Annotated in this window: 21 protein-coding genes; 18 read left to right on the plus strand and 3 right to left on the minus strand. The window is 47.0% G+C overall.

The features are described 5' to 3' along the window. Positions 1–238: 238 nt before the first annotated feature. Positions 239–859, minus strand: coding sequence for a tyrosine-type recombinase/integrase (locus MOY_RS00355; protein ID WP_009095237.1), 621 nt, complete (start codon positions 857–859; stop codon positions 239–241). Between the two features lie 1,264 nt (positions 860–2,123). On the opposite strand from MOY_RS00355, the gene MOY_RS00360 reads away from it, so the two are divergent. From MOY_RS00360 to MOY_RS00425, 15 genes are all read left to right on the plus strand, one after another. Beyond that, a complete protein-coding gene (locus tag MOY_RS00360) occupies positions 2,124–2,687 on the plus strand; it encodes a hypothetical protein (protein WP_009095238.1) in 564 nt (187 codons plus the stop codon). 30 nt (positions 2,688–2,717) lie between these two features. Next, positions 2,718–3,386 carry a hypothetical protein gene (locus MOY_RS00365; RefSeq protein ID WP_009095239.1) on the plus strand — a complete coding sequence of 223 codons (669 nt, stop codon included), beginning with the start codon at positions 2,718–2,720 and terminating at the stop codon, positions 3,384–3,386. 98 nt (positions 3,387–3,484) lie between these two features. Then, a complete protein-coding gene (locus tag MOY_RS00370; RefSeq protein ID WP_009095240.1) occupies positions 3,485–4,453 on the plus strand; it encodes a hypothetical protein in 969 nt (322 codons plus the stop codon). A 34-nt stretch (positions 4,454–4,487) separates the two neighbouring features. After that, positions 4,488–5,267, plus strand: a complete 780-nt coding sequence (locus MOY_RS00375; RefSeq protein ID WP_009095244.1) for a hypothetical protein — start codon at positions 4,488–4,490, stop codon at positions 5,265–5,267. Positions 5,268–5,339: 72 nt separating this feature from the next. Continuing rightward, complete coding sequence (locus MOY_RS00380; protein ID WP_009095250.1) at positions 5,340–6,422, plus strand: hypothetical protein; 1,083 nt, start codon at positions 5,340–5,342, stop codon at positions 6,420–6,422. Positions 6,423–6,760: 338 nt separating this feature from the next. Next, positions 6,761–7,282 carry a hypothetical protein gene (locus MOY_RS00385; RefSeq protein WP_009095252.1) on the plus strand — a complete coding sequence of 174 codons (522 nt, stop codon included), beginning with the start codon at positions 6,761–6,763 and terminating at the stop codon, positions 7,280–7,282. A 28-nt stretch (positions 7,283–7,310) separates the two neighbouring features. Continuing rightward, positions 7,311–8,534: a DUF4236 domain-containing protein gene (locus MOY_RS00390; protein ID WP_009095254.1), complete on the plus strand. Its 1,224-nt coding sequence runs from the start codon at positions 7,311–7,313 to the stop codon at positions 8,532–8,534. Positions 8,535–8,755: 221 nt separating this feature from the next. Continuing rightward, the gene (locus MOY_RS00395; RefSeq protein WP_009095256.1) at positions 8,756–9,994 is read left to right on the plus strand and encodes a TniQ family protein; all 1,239 of its coding nucleotides are present in this window, start codon (positions 8,756–8,758) and stop codon (positions 9,992–9,994) included. A 4-nt stretch (positions 9,995–9,998) separates the two neighbouring features. Next, the gene (locus tag MOY_RS00400; protein WP_009095258.1) at positions 9,999–12,059 is read left to right on the plus strand and encodes a hypothetical protein; all 2,061 of its coding nucleotides are present in this window, start codon (positions 9,999–10,001) and stop codon (positions 12,057–12,059) included. Between the two features lie 10 nt (positions 12,060–12,069). Beyond that, positions 12,070–13,119, plus strand: coding sequence for a type I-F CRISPR-associated protein Csy3 (gene csy3, locus MOY_RS00405; RefSeq protein ID WP_009095260.1), 1,050 nt, complete (start codon positions 12,070–12,072; stop codon positions 13,117–13,119). Then, positions 13,116–13,724, plus strand: a complete 609-nt coding sequence (cas6f, locus tag MOY_RS00410; RefSeq protein WP_035539652.1) for a type I-F CRISPR-associated endoribonuclease Cas6/Csy4 — start codon at positions 13,116–13,118, stop codon at positions 13,722–13,724. The genes csy3 and cas6f overlap by 4 nt, the downstream gene beginning before the upstream one ends. Before the next feature lie 538 nt (positions 13,725–14,262). Then, positions 14,263–14,802: a type IV toxin-antitoxin system AbiEi family antitoxin gene (gene abiEi / locus MOY_RS00415; protein WP_009095264.1), complete on the plus strand. Its 540-nt coding sequence runs from the start codon at positions 14,263–14,265 to the stop codon at positions 14,800–14,802. Positions 14,803–15,400: 598 nt separating this feature from the next. Continuing rightward, positions 15,401–15,676 carry a TnsA endonuclease N-terminal domain family protein gene (locus MOY_RS16600; protein WP_009095267.1) on the plus strand — a complete coding sequence of 92 codons (276 nt, stop codon included), beginning with the start codon at positions 15,401–15,403 and terminating at the stop codon, positions 15,674–15,676. Between the two features lie 454 nt (positions 15,677–16,130). Beyond that, a complete protein-coding gene (locus tag MOY_RS16780) occupies positions 16,131–16,514 on the plus strand; it encodes a GGDEF domain-containing protein (protein WP_082429655.1) in 384 nt (127 codons plus the stop codon). Continuing rightward, entirely contained in the window at positions 16,465–16,944 is a 480-nt protein-coding gene (locus MOY_RS00425) for an EAL domain-containing protein (RefSeq protein ID WP_235803662.1), read from the plus strand. Before MOY_RS16780 ends, MOY_RS00425 begins: the two co-directional genes overlap by 50 nt. A gap of 115 nt (positions 16,945–17,059) precedes the next feature. Here MOY_RS00425 and mntR read toward each other — a convergent pair whose 3' ends face one another. After that, positions 17,060–17,530: a manganese-binding transcriptional regulator MntR gene (mntR, locus tag MOY_RS00430; RefSeq protein ID WP_035539654.1), complete on the minus strand. Its 471-nt coding sequence runs from the start codon at positions 17,528–17,530 to the stop codon at positions 17,060–17,062. 152 nt (positions 17,531–17,682) lie between these two features. Between mntR and MOY_RS00435 the strand changes: the two genes are divergently transcribed. The 3 genes from MOY_RS00435 to MOY_RS00445 are packed head-to-tail and all read left to right on the plus strand — an operon-like array spanning position 17,683 to position 20,370. Further along, positions 17,683–18,597: a metal ABC transporter substrate-binding protein gene (locus tag MOY_RS00435; RefSeq protein WP_009095275.1), complete on the plus strand. Its 915-nt coding sequence runs from the start codon at positions 17,683–17,685 to the stop codon at positions 18,595–18,597. Beyond that, the gene (locus tag MOY_RS00440; RefSeq protein WP_009095279.1) at positions 18,598–19,428 is read left to right on the plus strand and encodes a metal ABC transporter ATP-binding protein; all 831 of its coding nucleotides are present in this window, start codon (positions 18,598–18,600) and stop codon (positions 19,426–19,428) included. A gap of 3 nt (positions 19,429–19,431) precedes the next feature. Then, positions 19,432–20,370 (plus strand): metal ABC transporter permease, encoded by a 939-nt coding sequence (locus MOY_RS00445; protein ID WP_009095281.1) that lies wholly within the window; start codon positions 19,432–19,434, stop codon positions 20,368–20,370. A gap of 30 nt (positions 20,371–20,400) precedes the next feature. Here MOY_RS00445 and MOY_RS00450 read toward each other — a convergent pair whose 3' ends face one another. After that, complete coding sequence (locus MOY_RS00450) at positions 20,401–20,847, minus strand: CBS domain-containing protein (protein ID WP_009095283.1); 447 nt, start codon at positions 20,845–20,847, stop codon at positions 20,401–20,403. Between the last annotated feature and the right edge of the window lie 4 nt (positions 20,848–20,851).

Consider the following 20,851-nt stretch of genomic DNA (forward strand, 5'->3'; position numbering starts at 1 on the left):
AAAAGTTCATTGAGTCTTCTCCTGTTAGGTTTGGCCACCTTTTCAGCTTAACCAAACGGGCTGAGCTGGGGGAGAAGGATAAATGAGTATCAATCCCATCAACAATGGCAGCAAAAAGCGCCGCTCCTTCGTTACCTGCTTTTTGCTTCTGGTTTTGGGCGGCGTTAAATCAGTGTTACCTAAAATACCGCTTTTGGCCGGACAACGACGGCTAAGGATAGGCCGTCGTTTATCCATATCAAACCTCTGTCTGTTCTGCCATTTCCAACGCATCATCTACCTCTATCCCTAGATATCTAACGGTGCTTTCCAGCTTCGTGTGACCCAAGAGCAGCTGCACTGCCCTTAAGTTTTTAGTGCGACGGTATATCAGCGACGCTTTGGTGCGGCGCATCGTATGCGTGCCATAGATTGAAGCATCTAAACCTATTTCGGTGACCCAGGCTTTCACGATACGGGCATATTGGCGCGTGGACAGATGCTTTGCGCTATTGATTCGGCTGGGAAACAAGAAGTCCTCGCTCCTGAGCTGAGCAAGCTGTATCCAGTCGATAATAGCGATCCGAGTTTGCTCGGTAATTTCGAACTGGACAGGTCGATGCGTTTTTTGCTGCATCACGATGGCTCGTGGGGATATGCACGCACCATGAGCAATATCTCGTACACGTAAATTGACGAGGTCGCAGCCTCGTAATTTGCTATCGATGGCTAGGTTGAAGAGGGCAAGGTCTCTCGTCTTTTTGGCCAGCTGCAGGCGCACACGTATAGCCCAGATATCACGAAGGCGCAGAGGCGCCTTCTGCCCAACCAACTTGCCTTTATTCCAAGGTGTAAATGAGATTTCAGTCGGAACGTTCATGGCATGATCCTCCATCAGGTGGAGGTCAAAGAATGGCTCAATTAACGCTCGTCATGTGCTAAGGTTAATTTACAGTCAGGGTTCGACCCAAAGCGGCCCTCTCGGCAACTGGTTCAGTTGTGTTATGCAGCCTATTCATATCCATTTGCATTTAATTTCAATGGAATAGAACATAAATGATAGGCGGCATAACCTAAATGAACGCTCCCCCGTGTTCATTTAGGTTATGTAGAGGGTGTATAAACACCGATACGTGGGTACCTGATAATCTCAGAGGGTAATTATGGCAAAGGTAGGAATAGTTCTCGTCACGGCCCTTTTTATCGCAGGCTGCGCTTCGCAGATCATGGAATCTTACGTTGGAAAAGACATTCGTGAAGCTGCCCTAGATTACGGCCCACCTTCAAATGCCATCGATATGGGTGATAACGAAAGAGCTTTTCAGTGGGTAATGAATTCAAGTTTCACAACCCCCGTTACTACCACCACTACAGGGAGCGTAACATCGTATGGTCCGGGCTCTTGGATTAATACAAACACCACAGTAACAGGCGGGGAGACAGTCAATTCATCCTGCATCTACACGCTAATGGCTCGCTGGAATGAGCGCTCAGAAAGCTGGATTGTAACTGGTTTCAGAAAGCCTCGGTTTACCTGCGAATGACCACTTAACAAGGCAATCAAATTCGTTCTGGCCTTTGGCTTCTACCGAGTGCCTTTATCAGAGCGCAGCTTATTGTTGCCGTATGTGCTACTAGAAACCGCAAAAGCAAAGATGAAAGAAAGCCACGCACAGTGGCTAGGCGCGCTAGGAGGCAAAGCAAGGTGTAAAGAAGAAACACAAAAAAATCTGCCAAATAACATGCAGTCTCAATGGTGTGTAGCGACTTGTGCGCATTGCACGCACGACCTAGCTTCACGATGCATGAATAAACAATTCGCCTAGATCTCACCCTTTCGTTGAAAGCAGTGACAAATTTCAATTTCTTAATATGCCGAATGAAAGCTACGTTGAGGTGAATAGGGAGCTGTAATCGACCCAAAGCGGCCCTTCCGGCGAAAGCTGCATGCTGATTCAGCCGTGTTATGCAGCCGGCACGATAATCTATGTTATGCTGCCTATTTATAATTAATTTATTTTAATTTCAATGGGGTAGATCGTGAATGATGGGCTGTATAACCTGAATGAACTCGGCGGTGCGTTCATTCAGGTTATGTAGAGGGATGTATAATAACTGTTGCGTGTCGGTAACGAGGTAATTTTATGGCCCTTTTGGCCGAAGAAATTGTTGAGGAATGGCTGAATAGGCAGGGTTACTTCACTATCCGTGGAATCCGTCTTGGCGTCAACGAGATTGATTTGGTCGCCGTAAAGTTCAGATCAGGGGAAAGCCCAGTTTGTCGCCATGTTGAGGTACAGGCGTCAATGAGACCGGTAAGCTACATCTCCAAGGTGCCCAAAGCTGCACGAAAAACAGGCCGAGCTGCGAATAGCGCAGCACGTTCACAGGAAGAACTTGTTGAAGGTGTTGCCGAATGGGTGGAGGGAAAGTTCCATGCCACCAAGAAGCGCTCACTTATGGCAACTCTGTGGAGCGGGGAGTGGTCGTCGGAGCTGGTTATAAATAACGTCAAATCTGAGCAGGAAGTAGCGCTTATCGCAGAGCATGGAGTAATTATACACCGGCTTCCTAAGATTGTTCGGGAGCTTCAAGTCAATGATTTCCCAATCAAAAGTGCTGCTGGAACAGATTTTATAGACCTCTTGCAAATGGGGGCCAACACAAAACAAGATGCTCTACCGTACGCTCCTTCGTCACGCCGGTAAGCTCTGCGTTATAAGTCATTGAGGTTCTGAGTGAGTAATGAAATTCGGGCGATAATTCAGAAGGCTGAAGAAACGCTCCAAACTGCTAGGTTTGGCTACGAGGATCTCACGTCGAGAAATCGCTACCGGAGGTATTCGGGCATCCGAAACTTGGTCGTTTTTGGCCGTTCAGTGACTTTCGTAATTCAGAACCTTAAAACGCCTGTTGGTTCTGATCGGTTTGATGCTTGGTATCAACCGATACAGGAAAAAATGAAGTCTGATGTTCTGATGAAGTATTTCGTCACGCTGAGAAACGAAATACTCAAACAGGGAAAACTGCCGGTCAGCACATCTGCCTCAGTCAACTTCTCATCTTCTGACATGGTAAAGTTGGGAACACCTCCCCCAGGAGCCAGTGGATTTTTCATTGGAGATCAAACTGGCGGTAGTGGGTGGGAAATCGAATTGCCGGATGGGACAAAGGAAAAGTATTACGATGAACTCCCCGAAAGCATGGCTAAGGTTCAGCAGCACTTCAGCGAATTGCCGGTTCCAGATGATGACGATTTGAAGAAAAAGTCTATCGAGGAGCTTTGCGAATACTATCTTAAAGAACTTGAAGGGGTCCTAGACGAGGCTCGGAAAGTCTTCTTGGGTGAGGATACTCAAAGGGCCGGAGGGAAGAGGCTTCCTCCTTATTTGAGAGTAGTGAAATGACTTATAACCAGTGCAGGCACGGCGACGCCCACTACATTGCGCCTTCGGCTCCATTCCGTGGGCGCGCATGCTGCAAGCGTTAGCCTTTATGGAGAGTTATGAGTAAGCCTTTAATTTACCTAGATCAAAATATCATCGGCTTGCAGTTGCAGGGCATTATCAACCTGAGTAAGCGAGATGATGTAACTTGGGTTTACTCAAAAGAGCACTTTGCAGAGATTCTACGCTCTAATAAATCTGAGAAATATTTAGGTGTTCTCGATGCTATAGATGCAAAATTATTAGACCTTGTTCTTGACGATAACTGGAAAATTACTGGTGAAGCTAGGTTAATTGAGAACGGAACCCCATATGAACATTATGATAGCTACATTGAAGCAACCGGTGATGTAGATTTCGATGACTCCATTTTCGACCCATTCCAGGTATGGGTTAACGGTGGTGGAGACGAAGGTCCATTAAAGGACCTCTCTGAAAAATTCGCACAGCAAATCTTAAGGCTCACTTCTGACTTGCCTTTTGATACTACAGAAATGACTGACCAAGTTAAGCAGATAAAGCCCGAATTTGATTCCATGATCGATGAGATGATATCAAATGGAAATGATATCCATAAGACTAGGGCGGCTTTCGGAGATCAGAAAGGCTCCATCGGTAGTATATCAGGCGAGAAACAGATTGAGAAAATTTGGGAAATAATATCCCCAACGATGCACGGGGCAGATATTAGTTGTGATCAATTTTTTGGCTTTGATCCCATCGATAAACAAGGTTGCGGCATTTGGCCAATTTATCTCGGAATAATTGGATGCAATTCGGTGCTTGATATATTAGGTTTTCAAGCAGAGAAAAAATGCAGAAAACTAAACAAAATTCATAACGTAAGAAGTGATGCTGGTCATATAGCGATGGGCGCATATTGCTCAGCAATCATGTCTGAGGATAAGCGTTTAGTTAAAAGAGCAAAAGCCATCTATGAATATAAGGAAATAGGAACTTCTCCTATTCTGGTCATACGAGAGGCTAACAAACCAATCCAGCCGACCGCTGACGCGTCGGCTGATTGAAGCGTTCGTCAGCTTTGAGAGCGTGGTGTCAACGATGAGTGAAATTCCTGGATTTAGGGACGTGGGGCCACATGAGCCATTGTCCGTCGAGGCCACTTGGGACGAGTTCGTATCGATCTCAGGCGGGAAACGAATCTCGGATGATCTCCCGAAATCTCCCGATTTTGATAACGCCGATTATCTGTTCGAGCAAGATGCTGTAGTACTTGAGTTGAAGGAAATCGAGACCGAGTTCCTACGTTCTAAATCTGCCAAGCGCGGGTTCGAGGATCTCTTAACGCGGCTTACTGCAGAAGATCCTTCATGGCGGCCGCTTTTGTTAGGAGGTGATGGACAATATCCAGCGTGGTTTCATCAAGGGTTCGTTCGCCTTGCAAGGCCCGCCATTCTACGGGTACTCAAAAAGGCCAATAGGCAAATTCGGGAAACGAAAGAGAAGTTTCGGATCAACAGTCCCAACGGAGTGCTCATATTCGTCAATGATGGGTTCACTGGTTTGGCGCCAGGCCTCGTTCACGCTCTCGCCTGTGACGCATTGGTGCACTCCTATTCCTCAATTGATTGTTTCCTTTATGTCACCGTCAATCGCTATGTTGAGGTCACGCAGTCGAATGAGCCAAAGATAATTTGGAATCCGTCCTACAGTGATCGGGCGCCTAATGAACTCGTAACCTTTATCGACACCCTTGGGCGGCGCTGGTTCGATTTCTTAGAGAACAAAATCGGGCCGTACACGTCCCGCTATGAAGGCGGCGATCGGTCGATACTTCATGGCTCCAAGGCTATCGTCATCCCGGGTGAGGAAGACAGGTGAGCGGTCCTGCGCCGCCGAACAACAAACTGTACCTGACGTCTCCGCCTCCGCTGTGCTATGGCGGAGCCGCAGGTGAGCTTGAGCGTTAAATTCTATAAACCCACAGATCAGAAAGAGTTGGATATCCGTATGAGCAAGGAGATACTGGAGGAGCAGCGAAGATTTTTCGAGTTTGTTAAGAGCTATGAACATATCAATGAAGAGGGCCGTCTTGACTTAGAAGCTTTCTGTGTAAACCTCTCAACGTGTTTCAATTGCGATGGGGTTCTCGATCAATCGCCTCAGCCCAGAGAAATCTTTGATTTGCTCATTGACATACTGGAAACCAAAGCTACCGGGAAGGAGATGTCCTTATGGTTGCAGAGGCAAAACCTGATCGATTGGTCCCCCGAAGTTGCTCAGGTATATCCGGATGGCTATAGAACCTATATTCATGTAGCTGGCTTAATTCACGCAGCATACACGTGGATATATCACATTGGGCACTCCTTGATGGGGATCTCTGAGCCCGAATCGCCAAAAAAATATTTTGAATGGATCCCACGTGAATGGGTTTTCGTTCATGCGTTTATAAATGGATTTCACATCAAGTTTTCTGAGTTTCAAAAAGAAATCGATAGGAGCTCAGTCGGTGAAAGAGGGTATTCATTATTCGAGTCACTACACAAGTCGATATCTAACGACCTTTCCTTTGAAGAAGCGTCTCAGGAGATAAAGGAAAGAGACGTAGCGCATCGCGAAACGATAAAAAGAATCGAGATAGCTATTGATTCAGGCTTTAATCTTGAGGCGATTACCTTGCAAGAGTGCTTGATTAGTAATTGCCTTTTCAATTACTTGGAAAGTCTTGGTATTAAGGCTAAAGGTTTTTCATTTCAAAAGCTCTTAAAAAAGAGTAAGGACTGCTTCAACGATAGTTCGGACCTGTTTAATGAGGTTGATTCTTGGAGAATTAAAAGGAATAACGCAATACATGGGTTCGTTGAGTCAACCTTAGGGTCATTTTCTGAATCTCAAGAAAAATTTGACCTCTTTGCCAGAGGGACCGCCTTGGAAGGTGATGCTCTCTCCAAAAGAGTTTGTGAGTGGTATCTTGAAGAGTCTGTAAACTTCATACCAGCCGAGTTTCCTAAAAGTGGAAGAAATCTCAATTAAGGTGATATTTAACAAGTTACGGAAGGCGGACGCGTAAGATGTGCCCCTTCGTTTTGGCGTTATATCAGGCAAAGCTGAAAGGCCGCTCCTGGCCGATAGTTGACGTTGAAAAGCTGTTTGTTGGTGCCAAAATCTAAAATTTGCTTGTTTTGAAAGAAGTAAGCACGTGTAGCGACCTATGAGCAGGTTAGAGAGAGTTTCGGCACACAGTTTGTATATTTCCTAGTAGTGTTCAAAAGCTGTAGGAACGAACAAGGAACGCTAGCGAGCTAAGCGGTAGATCAGAGAAATGTTTTCGCTGAGATGTGTAGTGAATTGTCCATGAGTAACGTCCATCAATGAGAGCGCCGTTATCGCTACCCCAGCTATGGGAAAGCACCAAATACGTATCTTGGCCACAAAGCCACAGTAACCCCATTGTGCGTGTGCCGCGCCCATCGGGGAAACCCGAAACCAAGTCGATTTCCCGCTTAGCCAATGAGTACGACACCTTTGAGCGGTGCATTGCTTATCGAGACCAGCGGGGCAGAGAGGTTTGGGGCGCACGTCGTTGGAAAGAGCTGTTGTTAGTAGATGCACGCTCCGTCGCGCGTCATCGTGAAGAGCCGGCAGGCCCGATCACGGGCGTTTACCACTACGAACGCCCCACTGGAACAACACTCTGGGTTGCCGCCTGGTATGAGCTGATGCCCGACGGCTCACGCAAAAAACGCAGTGCGCAGTTCAGTTACGGTACGTCACGCACTCGCTATGCGACCTCAGAAGAGGCGATGCAGGCGGCGATTAAACGGCGGCAAGAGGAAGAAGCACGCTGGTACTGTGTAGTGGGTCAACGTGATCAACGGCGCGTGAATCAATGATGTAAAATCCCATCTTCAAGGAGTTCCAATGGCTTTTCGCTTCCAGCGCCGCATTTCCCTTGCGCCCGGCGTGCGATTGAATATCAGCAAGCGTGGCGTGGGGCTCTCTGTCGGCCCACGCGGTGCGAGTGTGAGCATGGGGCCACGAGGTGCGCATGCACATGCCGGACTTCCTGGGACAGGGCTGGCCTATCGAACGAAGATTTCCCGTTCTTCCCAGGCCTCACGACAAAGGCAGTTGGGAACATCCTCGACCCATGCAACGCTGGAAGAGCGCATCAGGCAAGGCGAGTCGCTGGGGCTACGGCTATCGGTTAATCAAGACGGCAACGTCCGCTACCTATTTGAAGATGGCTCCCCCCTCAACGACAAGGACGTGCGCTGGCTACGTCGCCATGCAAACGACGATATCCGTGCACAGCTCAAAACACTCTGCGATGAATTAAACGCGGATATTATTCGCCTAGGCCGGCTGCACCTCGATACACTTTCCCCTCAATCCCGTGGCTACGCACCACGCCATTTTGCTGAGCGTCCACCTAAACCGCCTAAGTCTGTGTCTCTTCCATGGTGGAAAGCGCTGTGGCCATCGGTACGCCGTCAACATGAGGCCGATAACGCACGTCATCAGGCCCAGTTTAATGATGACTACCGTGCCTGGGAGCATCGCAAAGCCGATTTTGAGGCTGCTGAGTTTGCTCGGCAGCAGCGCGAAGAGCAGGGCGTGTTCAGACAACGTGATGATATGACACTCACGCTTCAGGAACGCCTGGAGGAGATCGACTGGCCCCGGGAGACGGTGATTGACTTTGATCTAGGCAGCGACGACACCACGATAGCACTGGATATTGACCTGCCATCTGACGATGAGATGCCGGATCGAGAATGGACGATGCCTGCTAAGGCACTCAAGCTTACCCCAAAATCGCTCAGTGCCACACGACAACGGACGCTATACCGCGACCATGTGGATGGCATTACCTTTCGTGTTCTGGGGGCCGTATTTGTGCGGTTGCCGCACGTTCAAGAAGCGCGAGTGTCTGGGTATCGACAGGTCGTTGATCCCGCCACCGGCGGTACGCGGGATCAGTACCTTTACAGCATCAAGGTCACCCGAGAACAGTGGAACCGTATTCACTTCGATCAGTTGGAACAGGTCGACCCGGTGGCGGCAGTAGAAGCGTTTACGCTGCGTCGTGACATGACCAAAACAGGCATTTTTCGAGATATTGAGCCGTTTAAGCTCATCTAATTTCTAGCTTAGGCATAAGCCCAAGGCTTTTGTGTTGTTTGACCAGGTGTGCTCATTCGATGGTAGTGACAACGGTTAGGCGTGAGCGGCGCTGACATTACAGCCTTTGATCATTGAGAAGGCGCGATGAGCTTTATAGGCCAATATTTTTTAGAAAAATTTATGCTTTATGGTGGATAGCTGCTATACGTTTGATAAGGATATCTTAGCAGGTGGTTGCCATGAAATTGCTTGTCCGCCCAAGACCGTTCATTAACGAGTCACTTGAGAGCTACATGCTCCGTCTATCGCAAGAAAATTTCTTCGAATACTATCAGCAGCTTAGTCGAGCGATAAAAGACTGGCTGCAACTGCATGATCATGAAGCGGCAGGGGCGTTCCCAGAAGAGTTGAGCCGTTTGAATGTTTATCACGCGGCTCAGAGTAGTAGTCGACGCATCAGGGCGCTCAAGCTAGTGGAGTCGCTAACAGATAATGAAAAACTTCCGCTACTGCACTTGGCAGTCATGCATTCCAGCGAGAAATTTTGTTCACGCTACAGTAGCGTGTTTTATGCAGGTAGCCATGTACCCCGAGCGTTAGTTCGCCAAAAGGGGATACCTGTCTGCCCTGATTGCCTCACTGAAGCCAACTACATTCGGCAAGAATGGCACTGGATGCCCTACGAAGCTTGTATTAATCATGGCAAACAGATGTTACATGAGTGTCCAAAATGCGAAGAGAAATTAAATTACACCCATTCTGAATGTTTGCATACTTGCCGCTGCGGATTTGATCTTCGAAATGCTGACACGGAGCCAGCAGACGAATGGCAGCTTATCGCTAGCCGCCTCGTAGTAGGTGAGCCTTCGCCTTCAAACCACCCTCTACTCGACATCCGTTCAGTCAGTTTGCGCCTAGCATGTCTGTTGTGGTACCAGCTGTATGCATATAAAACGTTAGATGCTAGTAATCAGGTTCCCACTCTTACGATTGAGCGGGCTATCGAGTATTTCACGCATTGGCCTGAAGTGTTTACACAGGAACTAGAGCAGCAAGCGGCGCTTTCAGGCGAGAAATTAGTATGTGATTATAATAAAACCTCATTTCGTGATGTTTTTGGCAACATTGTCGGCATTTCGCGTCTGCTGTTGAAGGCTTATCCAGAAAGCGATTTCGTCTTGACGCCATTGGAGAATTTTTTAGCACGATTGGTTGATCAGAATCCGCAATCACGTGTGCCAAACGTCGCAGATCTGCTCATCAGTATGCCGGAAGCCGCGATTTTGCTTGGCACGTCGTATGAGCAAGCATACCGTCTATATGAAGAAGGGTATCTCAAATGCGCGGTCAAATTTAAATCACATGAAAAGCTAGTGAACGGTATAGGAGTATTTTACTTAAGAGAAATCATGGAGTTGCGTCAGTCACGAATACCGGTTGAGGCAAGCAGCTATAATAATTATTTACCAGCGTGGTAACGTCATGTCGTTAAGTACGTTGTTGGAATTGGATGAGCCAAACCGCTCAGAAGCAATTCGTAAAGCTTTCGCTCCCTACACGCAGCCGCTAGAGGTTTCTGAAGATGTTAACGCTGCTATTCTGGTGTTGCTTAACTTATCGCATAAGCGTCAAGACGCTCCCGATTTGTTGAATAAAAAAAGAGCAATTGAAACACTCAAAGATTGGCAGTATATCGAAAGTTGTGCTCAAGAAGTACAGTGGCTGCACTCACATAATCTAAAGCATCCTGATACACGTGTCGCACATCAGAGATTGTTAGTAAAAGCTGAGAAGCCCTCGGACAGTATTGTTTCTTCATATAATAGCGTGAGTCGTTTGGGCTGGTCACACAACTCAGCAGCTGTGAATAAAGCAAAGCTTTTTGGAGCTAATTTTATATTTAAGGGTGTAGTTTACTGTTTGGCCGCTATTTTTTTAGATAATAACAAGCAATGGCGGAAAGAATTCATGAATCTTGGTATGTCTGATGGTCAATGGACTTACCTTCAGTCGCTTTTTGATAATTATTTCACTAAAAATTTATCACCCTCTTATGTGGAAAGGCATTCGGTGCAAGTTACCTTTCTTTATCAAGGAAAGGATGTCAGTATTACACCTGTCACATCACATTCATTACTGGCCGACATTCAAATTGCTCGGCGTAATAAATGTGGAGATTTTGCAACAATAAAACATTGGCACTCTTCAAGTGTTGGAGATTTAGCATCCTCGCTTGGAGGTAATATCTCTGCTCTTAGTTATCCCCCTCGACTATTAGCCTGTAGCCAAAATAAAGAAAATGAAAATTCTTCTGGAGTCTTTTTTGTAGACTTCCATCACAGTTCTTTAAGAAGCAAATCGTTTATCCTGGCATGTACTGAAATTGTTGAAAGTAAAAGCTTGTTGACCGGAAAGAAGAGGCGAGATCATAGGCGTTCTGCTATTAAGTTGCTGAGGCAGTCTTTATCTGAATGGCTATCCCCAGTTAGCTATTGGCGAAATGTAGGAGGAGAAGCGCTTTCAGAACGGCAGAACAATTCAGCATGCCTTTTGATTTCTGCTCCTGACGAGGATTTACTTGAAATCCTACCTGAGATTAATAAAGAATTACACAGTATTTTGGTGAGGTATCCCCAAACGCAAAGCTTTGCTTATCATCCAGAGCTATTAATTCCTTTCAAGGCTCAGCTTAAGTCCTTATTGATTGGGATGAAAATAAAAGAAGACGAAGCTATGGCTGAAGAGCCATATTATTACCTTCACTTAAAAAACCTACATGTATTCGATGCACAGGCGTTATCTTGTCCCTATCTAGTGGGTTTGCCTTCACTGCTGGCAGTATGGGGAACCGTCTATAACTACCAGCTACGTTTACGAAGCATCCTTAAACGGAACATTGCCTTTGAAGGAGTTGCTTGGTTTTTGCGGCAGTATGAGTCCTCCTCGGGTGCCAAGATACCTGCCCCGTATCTGGCACCAACGAAGCCAGGTGAGGCTCCCAAGCGGCCAGGTCTTATTGATATGCGCTTTTGCGATTTACGCATGGATTTAGTTATTCGCTATCGACTAGAGGATGGGCACGATACCCCGCTTGGAAATGACGAATTGCCTATGCTGCAGTCTGCACTCCCCGGGAGGTTCGCTGGGGGGACTATGCAGCCTCCGCCACTTTATGAAGCCTTACAGTGGTGCCAACTACATGGAGATGCGAACAGTTTATTGGCAGCCATATCGCTTCTGCCGGACGAGGGTCGTTGGGTTGTCGACTCAGAAAAACAGGTGCAAAGCATCGACAGCTTGGTGGCATGGTTGTCCAAGCATCCCCATCATTTACCTGCTATGAGTGGCTATCAGTTGTTTGAAGAACCTTGCTATCGGTCTGGTTCACACAGGGAGCTCCATGCTTATGCTGAGCCTTTGGTAGGTCTAACAGAGACGTTGTCACCGGCAAGCGTCAGGCTCAATGGTAAAGCTGACTTTCTTAAAAACGCTTTTTGGAGGTTGAAAAGCCAGAACCTTACTATGCTGATGAAAAAAGCATAGGCAGGTCGGCATGATGAACTCTTTCAGGCATCTTAGCTATGAGCGCTCTCTCAATCCGGGTAAGGCGGTTTTTTATTACCGGACAGATTCGAGCGAATTTGAGCCGTTGCAAGCGGAAGTGACGCGGTTTCGTGGCCCCAAGGCAACGTTTAGCGATGGCTATATGGCATCCGGGACTGCGCGTGCTAAAGAAACGAGCGATTTGGGCTTTTCTAATCCTATAATGCTCGAAACGTGTTATGTACCACCGCTAGTCGATACGTTGTATTGTCGTTTTTCTTTACGCATCATTGCAAACAGCTTAGAGCCAAATATCTGTGATAATGCAGAAGCGACAAAAGCATTAAAAGAATTCTCTGATACTTATAGAAACTTGGGCGGATACCAAGAGCTAGCAACTCGATATGCTAAAAATATTCTTTCAGCTGAATGGCTTTGGAAAAATAAAGTTGCAAGAGGGATAGCTGTGGAGGTTTCTACGTCTAATTTAAAAAACTATTGTATTAAAGATGCACAGTATAAAGAGTGGGGATCCTCTTGGGAAGGAGATGAGCTTAAATCATTAGAAGGGCTTGCAGTTGAGTTTGAAGAGGCACTTTCTTGCCCACAAAAATTTCTTTTTGCTGATGTAGCTGCCAAAATAAAAACAGAATTTTGCCAAGAAATTTTCCCCAGTCAATTATTTGTTGAGAAAGATGATAGAGGCAACGGAAGTGCGTCTAGGCAGTTTATGAAAAGCACGATGAACGATGGTCGTCAAGCAGTTAGCTTTGGTGCTTATAAAGTCGGAGCAGCAATTCAAAAAATTGATGACTGGTGGCTAGATGAAGGGGCTGAATACCCTTTGAGAGTGAGTGAATACGGTGCAGATCGTAGTCGGGTTTTAGCTATGCGTGAACCAGTTACGAAGAAAGATTTTTACTCGCTGTTAAACGAAATTACAAATATCACGGAGGAAATGATTAAAACCAGGCAGGCCAGCCCTAATGCACACTACGTGATGTCAGTGCTAGTGAAGGGGGGGATGTTCCAAAAAGGAATAAAGAAGGGTGAAAAATGAGATACTTTTTTTGCATAAAATATCTAATGCCTTCAGGCAATCACGCATTTTTAGCAGGGAGGTGTATTGCTTGCTTACATGGGTTTATAAGCGGCCCTAAAATAACGAATTCCGGCATTGGTGTTTCGTTTCCATCATGGGCTACGGGCACAGTTGGTGATTCAATCGCTTTCGTGAGTAAAGATATTAATGCTTTGTCTTATTTATCATCAGCGCGCTGTTTTAAGAATATGGCGGACGAAGGGTTTATTGACGTTAGTGATATTAAAATGGTTCCAGAGAAATTAGAAGAAGTTAGGTTTATTAGAAATCAGCATATTGCTAAATCTTTTCCGGGAGAAATTAAGAGACGGCTCATCCGCAGCAAAAACCGGGCTGAAAAACGTGGCGAGACGTTCATGCCTAGCAGTGCCGTATCAGATCGCTTCGTTGATCAATGCCACGTAATTCCAATTGATAGCCGATCGTCAGGCCAGCGCTTCCCACTGTATGTGCAGCTTGAAGCACTTGGCGAAGAAAGCAAGTATAATAACTACAATAGTTACGGGCTTGCTACACAGTATACATACTCGGGTTCGGTGCCAAACCTTAAGCAGATTACCTAAATATTTTCAGAATATATATTATTATACTTATCAATTACTTGCCTGAATTACGCTAAAAAGTGTGTTTTTATCATTTTGTACTTATCTCGTTGATGTCTATATTTAAACTGCTAGCTAGGTCTAGTGAACCGCCGAATAGGCAGCTGAAAAAAGCACGTAGAGGAAGCAAGGGCAGAGGTGCCCGTGAACCGCCGAATAGGCAGCTGAAAAATGATTGAACGGTGCGCATATGCATCTGAGTGCGTGAACCGCCGAATAGGCAGCTGATATTAGGACTGGAAGCCAGCAACGGTAATGATACACACCGCCGCAAGGCAGCAATGGTTCTAAACCCTCCAAGATTTCTTGGAGGGTTTTTTTTATAGGGTCGGATAGTACCCAGTGCACATGAGGACGAGCGTATTGCCTGACATGCCATTGATTTAATGAACTCTTATAAATCAAGCGCTGCATTTCGTTAGCAGTCAAATATTGGTCAGTCGTTGCGGGCGCACTTTCGTACACCTAAACTACAAATATATAGTTTAGGTGTATACTTATGAATCAGATGACAGCTCGGCAGCGACTGGATGATTGGGATAAAATCGGGAGAAATATATTTACACTGAGTGACTTAGCAAAGATCTTTCATGAAGATAAACCAAAAACCCTTCAGGAAGGAATCAACCGATTGCGTAAGCACGGGATACTCGAAGGCGTTACCCGAGGTATCTATTGCTATGCTCATTCGCGCACTCCCGACACCTATCGGCTGGAGAAAATCGCTCGTGCTATGCGCCGTGGCGAGTACAGCTACGTGTCACTGGAGTCCGCCCTTTCAGAGTATGGGGCCATCTCACAAATCCCGGTCGATCGTCTAACAATTATGACAACGGGACGCAAAGGAACGCACCGCACCCCTTATGGAACTATTGAGTTCACTCATACGAGTAGACGCATCATTGAGCTGCTGCCGCGCATGCTTGATATTGGGCGGCCGCTCAAGATGGCGACCCTTGATGCTGCCTGGGCAGATCTCAAACGTGTGGGGCGAAATACGTATTTAGTAGATGTAGAGGTGATTCATGGTCAGGGGTGAGCCTGAGGATTTTGCCAAGCTAGTTGATAATGAGCATGAACCTTACATTTGAATCGGTACGAGGCCAAACCGAGCCATTTGCAGCGTCGGTTGGCGAAAAAGCAGAAAGGCTTACCTTATCGGGAAAAGGGGGCCTATGTTTATTGCGTAAACATTGACCCCCAAAAACACATCCCTATGCCAAATTTGAAGAGAATATGAACATGGCGTGGGGCCTGATCAGCCATATAACCAGTGACCCTTTTGAGACATTCAAAGCCTGAATTCAACGAAAGGCATTGGGTATCCCATCTTAGCGGAATGCTCAGCAGTTTTGATCCTGTGCTGCGGCCAAGAGCTGTTTATCATGATGTTTTTTTATAACGTCATTTTGCTACCGAAGCAAACGATCGTTTTACTTTATGTCATTTAAAAGTGGAAAACTTATGTCATTTTGCGGTGGAATTCTTGGTGTAAGTGACTGTTTTTTCGTATTGGTTATGTCAAGTTGAAGTGGAAACGACAATTTCTTGTCGTTTTCAATACTAGTTGGCATAATTCTCAAATAACTGGCATGAGCTACCTTTTATATAATTAAACTACATAAAAGGGTGGAGCCATGTACCGCCGCAAGCTCCGTCACTCCCGCGTCAAAAATCTCTATGAGTTCGCTAGTGCCAAGAACGGCAATGTCCTAACCGTCGAATCGACTTTGGAATTCGATGCCTGCTTTCACTTTGAATATTCGAATGATATTCAGTCTTTTGAAGCCCAGCCTATAGGGTTTCACTACAACTACGAAGCCAAAACCCTCCCCTATACCCCAGATTTTCGTTTAATTAATGTGTCAGGCGTTGCTACTTTCGTCGAAATCAAGCCTGCTAGCTTTTTTTAAAACCTGAAATTATGCAACGTTTTGCCGCTAAAAGAGATGCTGCTAAAAGTCAAGGTTTCAACTTGATACTAGTGTCTGACCGCCAAATACATGTAAACCCACTTTTGTATAACCTAAAGTTACTGCATAGATATTCAGGCTTATCGCTAATCAATGATTTCCATCACTCTATTTTGAAGATAATAGAGAAATTTCGAAAAGTAAAAGTGGGTTATTTGTTAGAAAGAATATCAGCTGAAGAGGGCTCGATAATGCGTGCGATTATAAGCCTCCTTCAGTTACGCTTGGTTAAAGCAAATTTTACCATTGAAAAAATTGGCAGAAATACAACTATATGGTGCTGATGACTTCGTAAAGTGTCATGGTTGCAGTCACCTCGCCAAGATGAGCTCATTGTTCGCATAGAAACTAGCCGTCTATTGAGTGAAATAGATATTCGACTAATCGAGCTTTTTTGTTGAATATTGCGGTAGGCTTCGATAATGCTCAGTTGTTTGAGAAAACAGAGTTCCTTGCTTACCATGATCCTTTAACATGTTTACCTAATCGGCGATCTCTGCTTGAAACAATGGAGCGTTTGATTAAACGTGACACGGCTTTTTCAGTCTTAATAATAGATATTGATAATTTTCAGTCTATCAACGATGGCTTAGGTTATCGGATAGGTGATGCGTTACTTAAAAAGGTAGCCGCCTTGTTTCGACATCACTTTGACTCAGCGGTGCTACTGTCGAGAGCAGCAAAAATGGCTGAAGGCGACGGGCAATGCGTTGACCGTTGCTGTGAATGTGTCGGTTCGCCAGCTTTCTGGGTCGCACTTTCTTACCACGGTAGATAATGTGCTGCGAACAACAGGTATCAGTCCCCAGCATTTAGAGTTAGAAATCACAGAAAGCATGATGATAGAAGATGCCCAGCATATCCATCAGCTGATTGCACAGATCCGCACCCGAGGTATTAAAGTAGCGTTGGATGACTTTGGGACAGGCTACTCATCATTAAGCTCTTTGCAGCAGCTACCCATAGATAAATTGAAAATTGATCGCTCGTTTGTCTTCGGTGTGGATAGTAAAGAAGAAGATCGCTTGCTCGTCGAAATGATTATTAACCTAGGCAAACTGTTGGGCTATACCGTTATTGCGGAAGGTGTTGAAACAATTGAACAACAGCATGTTTTACAGTCTCTAGGGTGCGATATGGTGCAAGGCTATTACTACTCTCGGCCTTTAGGAGGCGATGCGTGGCAGGCGTATTTGCTTGCGCATTAGCACTATGGCCGTGTGAACCTGTTGTCGCAATGTGACAGTAGCTGCCACAGAGGCTTGCCACTTCGCGCTTGCGCGCTGCAACATCAGCAGAGGTGGCGCGGCGTTGGGCTAGCCGCTAGCGTTGCTTTTTTATGAGCGCTTGCATAATGGCAAGTGTTTCATCGCTGACATGGTGTTCCATGCCCTCTGCGTCAATGCGTGCCGTGCTGTCGGTGACGCCTAACGCGCGTAAAAAATGTAGCACAATATCATGCCGTGTCCGTGATGTTTTCGCCATCTGTTCGCCTGTTTCAGTAAGAAACAGAGAGCGATAGGGTTTGTTGGTCACTAGGCCCAGGTCATTCAAACGCCGAATCATCTTAGACACCGTGGCTTGGCTAACCGCCATGCGCGTAGCGATATCTGCTGCTCTTGCCTCTCCCCGATGCTTTATTAGGTCACCAATAAGTTCAACATAGTCCTCGATCAGTTCTGTCTCATGTGCATTGCGCACTGCTTCATATTGCCGGGCGTGCTGCTCCACTGGAGGGAGTGCATCGCCGCTAAGATCTGCGGAAGGGGGGTGTCGTTGTGTGTGATCACTCATTGAAAAATACTATTAAGGTTAATGGAAACGTTAATTGGTGATGGTAGCGTATTTTTGAGGATAATTGTTAGCCAAGGCTAAACTGTTTGCATAAAGCTTTTTTAATGCGCTACAGTAATTAACATCGAATACTATCACAATGGAGAAAGCCGATGAGCAAGTTACATGTAGGGGTGTTGCTTGGGGCATCATTAGCCTGGGGAACCGCGAATGCTGAGGTAGCTGATCTGTATGAGGCGCCCATCAATGTGGCTGTGACGTTCTCTGTACTAGGTGACCTCGTTAAGCAAGTGGCAGGGGATGACGCTCATGTCTCCGTGCTGACCCCGGTGAATGCTGAAGTTCATGAGTGGGAGTTAACGCCGGATAATTTTGCCGCGCTTGAAGAGGCGGACTTGGTTTTTTATAACGGTTATCAGCTTGAGCAGTGGATGCGACAAGTCGAAGCGACGGTTAGCGATAATGTGCCCATTATCGCCGTGGCAGAAGCTTCCGACTACCCAACGCAGTCAATCATCACTGGTGAAATGGAAGGTGACGTTGATCCCCATCTTTGGATGGATCCCCGTGCTGCTGCGGCTTATGTAAATGTTATCGCAAGCTCAATGGGAGAATTACTTCCCCACCAGGCTGAGGCCATTCTAGAGCGTGCACTCTCTTTAGAAGAGCAGCTACACGATTTGCATGTTGAGCTGCAAGAGACGCTTGAGGCTATTCCTGATGAGCATCGGCTGCTGCTGTCCAGCGAAGCGGCGTTTCTCTACTTTGCAGACGCCTACAACTTTGACCACGATGGCATTTGGGGCACTAACGCTGAAACCGAAGGGTCTCCCAGGCAGTTAATGCGCATAATTGATATTATAGAAGAGCGCCAGCCACCCGCTCTATTCTGGGAGAGCACCATTTCAGATCGTCACGTCACCAGCATTGCACGCGATACCGGGGTGCAAGTTGCTGGCCCCCTTTATGTCGACTCCCTGAGTGAGCCAACGGGTGAAGCTGCTGATTACTTCGCGATGCTACGCCATAATGCTGCGCTGCTACGCCACTATTTAGCTGCCGAGTAAATGTTTATGACGCCCCCGCTTGATCCTGCTGCAGCGGCGATTGATATTACGGCCCTGTATGCCGCCTACCATCGCCAGCCAGTGCTGGAAAACATTAACCTTTCGTTTCCAGCTGGGAAATGGACGGCGATTGTGGGGCCGAATGGGGCAGGAAAATCGACGCTGTTCCACGTGCTTACGGGCAGTATGAAACCGCTGCGTGGCCGCGTGGATGCATTTGGTGAGCCCATTGCCATTCAACGAAAGGCGGGGAATATCGCTTACATGGCCCAGCGAGAAGCGATTGAGTGGGATTTTCCTATTTCGGTATGGGAAACCGTGATGGGCGGCCGTTACGGGCATATGCGTCGCGATGCTCTTTGGCGGCGGCTGCTTCCTGCACGTTGGTATGCGCCTAGCCATCAGCAAGTAGTTCGCAAGGCATTAGAAGATGTTGATATGTTGGCATTGGCTGATCAGCCTATCGGAGCGCTTTCAGGTGGGCAAAAAAAGCGGGTGCTGTTAGCCCGCACCTTGGCTCAGCAGGCAAAAATCCTGCTACTAGATGAGCCGCTGGCAGGCGTAGATCCCCCTAGCGAGCAGCTTATTTTGAATGTTTTAAAGCGTGAGCGGGAAGCAGGCCGTACGGTTGTGATGGTGACCCATGATATGCCCGGTGCGCGCCGCTATGTCGATCATGTTGTGTTGATTAACCGGATTGTGCGCGGTGTGGGTTCACCCGAAGAGATGCTGAGTGATGCTAGATTAGCTGAGTTGGCGGTTAGTTCAATTGAGCAATCGAGTAACGATCAAGCGCTTCGTCCCACTGCTTGCTCAGCCGCGCAGGAATAAGGCATGATCGAGATATTACTAACCTTAGAGACCTTTAGCGATGCGTTGGTAAGTGGTCTAATTGCTGCACTGATGCTCTTGGTCAATCTACTTCCCGAGAGTATATCGAAAGCGTTTCAATACGCGTTCATGCAGCGGGCGCTGCTGACCTCTATTATGGTGGGTGCCATTTGCGGGATGCTCTCTTGCTATGTGGTGCTCAAACGCTGGTCGTTGCTAGGCGATGCAATTTCCCACGCCGTTTTACCTGGTGTTGCTATAGCGTACCTATTGGGGCTGCCTTTTTTTATTGGTGCCTTTGTCACAGGGGCTTTAACATCGCTAGGTATCGGTGCGATTGAGCGCCACACGCGAATAAAATCTGATGCGGCGATGGGCATTATGTTTACGGGTGCATTTGCCCTGGGCATTGTGCTGATTAGTAAGATCGCATCGAGCACCCACTTAATGCATATCCTGTTCGGGAATGTGCTCGGCGTGCAGCAGTCTGCGCTGTTATTAACACTAGCCGCCAGCGTAGTGGCGTTAATCGTTGTGTGGCTCGCCTTTAGGCCGTTAATGCTGTACGCATTTGACCCTACTCAAGCCCAGGCCCTTGGCTTTAATACCGGCATCATTCATTACGGTTTGATACTGTTGCTGACGTTGACCATTGTAGCGAGTCTGGAAACCGTTGGGATTATCCTTGTTGTTGCGATGCTGATTACGCCGGGTGCCACCGCCCATCTTCTAACAGACCGCTTTAAAACCATGCTGCTACTTTCGATGGGCGTAGGGGTGGGGTCGGCAGTGCTGGGCTTATACCTCTCGTTCGCGTTTGATGTAGCGTCTGGCGGCACTATCGTACTGGTGGCAACCAGCTGTTTCTTTATGGCGCTACTCTTTTCACCCAAGCACGGTGTGCTCATGCGGAAGTGGCGCCATCGCCAAGTGGATGTTTAGTACTTAGCCTGAGCTGCTTTACGCCTGGGCTTAAGGGTGAGTGGTTTGACTCGCTGATAACCAATCGAGTATCAGGTGGTGATAATCAACGATGCCAATGACGTGATGATTGGTATCTACCACTGGGGCTAGCGATAATCCAAACTGTTCAAATAAGCGCGCGCAGTAGCGTATGTTCATCTCTGGACGCACGCTAACCACAGGCTTTGTCATTATTTCATATAAATTGACACGCTCGGGTGGACGGCTTGGGGAAAGTACTTTTTTAGCGATGTCCGACGGTAAAACAATGCCGAGTTCGTCTTGTTCGTTGCGCCGATTGATAATAATCACCGAGGCTTGGCGCTGGCGTAGCAGTGCCAAACCCTCGGCAACGGTTACGAAGCCATCAACCGCAATAAATCGACTATGCATCGCATCGCGCGCAGTGCGCTCAGTTAGGGAGGGCATGGCTAGGGAAGACGTTTCAGTTGCCATTGTA

It is taken from the genome of Halomonas sp. GFAJ-1 (assembly GCF_000236625.2).
GTDB lineage: Bacteria > Pseudomonadota > Gammaproteobacteria > Pseudomonadales > Halomonadaceae > Vreelandella.

Excerpts from the sequence above, each read along its gene's own strand:
- MOY_RS00400 (WP_009095258.1), top strand. The coding sequence starts at position 9,999 with ATGTCGTTAAGTACGTTGTTGGAATTGGATGAGCCAAACCGCTCAGAA.
- MOY_RS00395 (WP_009095256.1), top strand. The coding sequence starts at position 8,756 with ATGAAATTGCTTGTCCGCCCAAGACCGTTCATTAACGAGTCACTTGAG.
- MOY_RS00370 (WP_009095240.1), top strand. The coding sequence starts at position 3,485 with ATGAGTAAGCCTTTAATTTACCTAGATCAAAATATCATCGGCTTGCAG.
- MOY_RS16600 (WP_009095267.1), top strand. The coding sequence starts at position 15,401 with ATGTACCGCCGCAAGCTCCGTCACTCCCGCGTCAAAAATCTCTATGAG.
- MOY_RS00360 (WP_009095238.1), top strand. The coding sequence starts at position 2,124 with ATGGCCCTTTTGGCCGAAGAAATTGTTGAGGAATGGCTGAATAGGCAG.
- abiEi (WP_009095264.1), top strand. The coding sequence starts at position 14,263 with ATGAATCAGATGACAGCTCGGCAGCGACTGGATGATTGGGATAAAATC.
- MOY_RS00440 (WP_009095279.1), top strand. The coding sequence starts at position 18,598 with ATGTTTATGACGCCCCCGCTTGATCCTGCTGCAGCGGCGATTGATATT.
- csy3 (WP_009095260.1), top strand. The coding sequence starts at position 12,070 with ATGATGAACTCTTTCAGGCATCTTAGCTATGAGCGCTCTCTCAATCCG.
- MOY_RS00450 (WP_009095283.1), bottom strand. The coding sequence starts at position 20,847 with ATGGCAACTGAAACGTCTTCCCTAGCCATGCCCTCCCTAACTGAGCGC.
- MOY_RS00375 (WP_009095244.1), top strand. The coding sequence starts at position 4,488 with ATGAGTGAAATTCCTGGATTTAGGGACGTGGGGCCACATGAGCCATTG.
- MOY_RS00355 (WP_009095237.1), bottom strand. The coding sequence starts at position 859 with ATGAACGTTCCGACTGAAATCTCATTTACACCTTGGAATAAAGGCAAG.
- MOY_RS00390 (WP_009095254.1), top strand. The coding sequence starts at position 7,311 with ATGGCTTTTCGCTTCCAGCGCCGCATTTCCCTTGCGCCCGGCGTGCGA.
- MOY_RS00445 (WP_009095281.1), top strand. The coding sequence starts at position 19,432 with ATGATCGAGATATTACTAACCTTAGAGACCTTTAGCGATGCGTTGGTA.
- MOY_RS00435 (WP_009095275.1), top strand. The coding sequence starts at position 17,683 with ATGAGCAAGTTACATGTAGGGGTGTTGCTTGGGGCATCATTAGCCTGG.
- cas6f (WP_035539652.1), top strand. The coding sequence starts at position 13,116 with ATGAGATACTTTTTTTGCATAAAATATCTAATGCCTTCAGGCAATCAC.
- MOY_RS00385 (WP_009095252.1), top strand. The coding sequence starts at position 6,761 with ATGAGAGCGCCGTTATCGCTACCCCAGCTATGGGAAAGCACCAAATAC.
- mntR (WP_035539654.1), bottom strand. The coding sequence starts at position 17,530 with ATGAGTGATCACACACAACGACACCCCCCTTCCGCAGATCTTAGCGGC.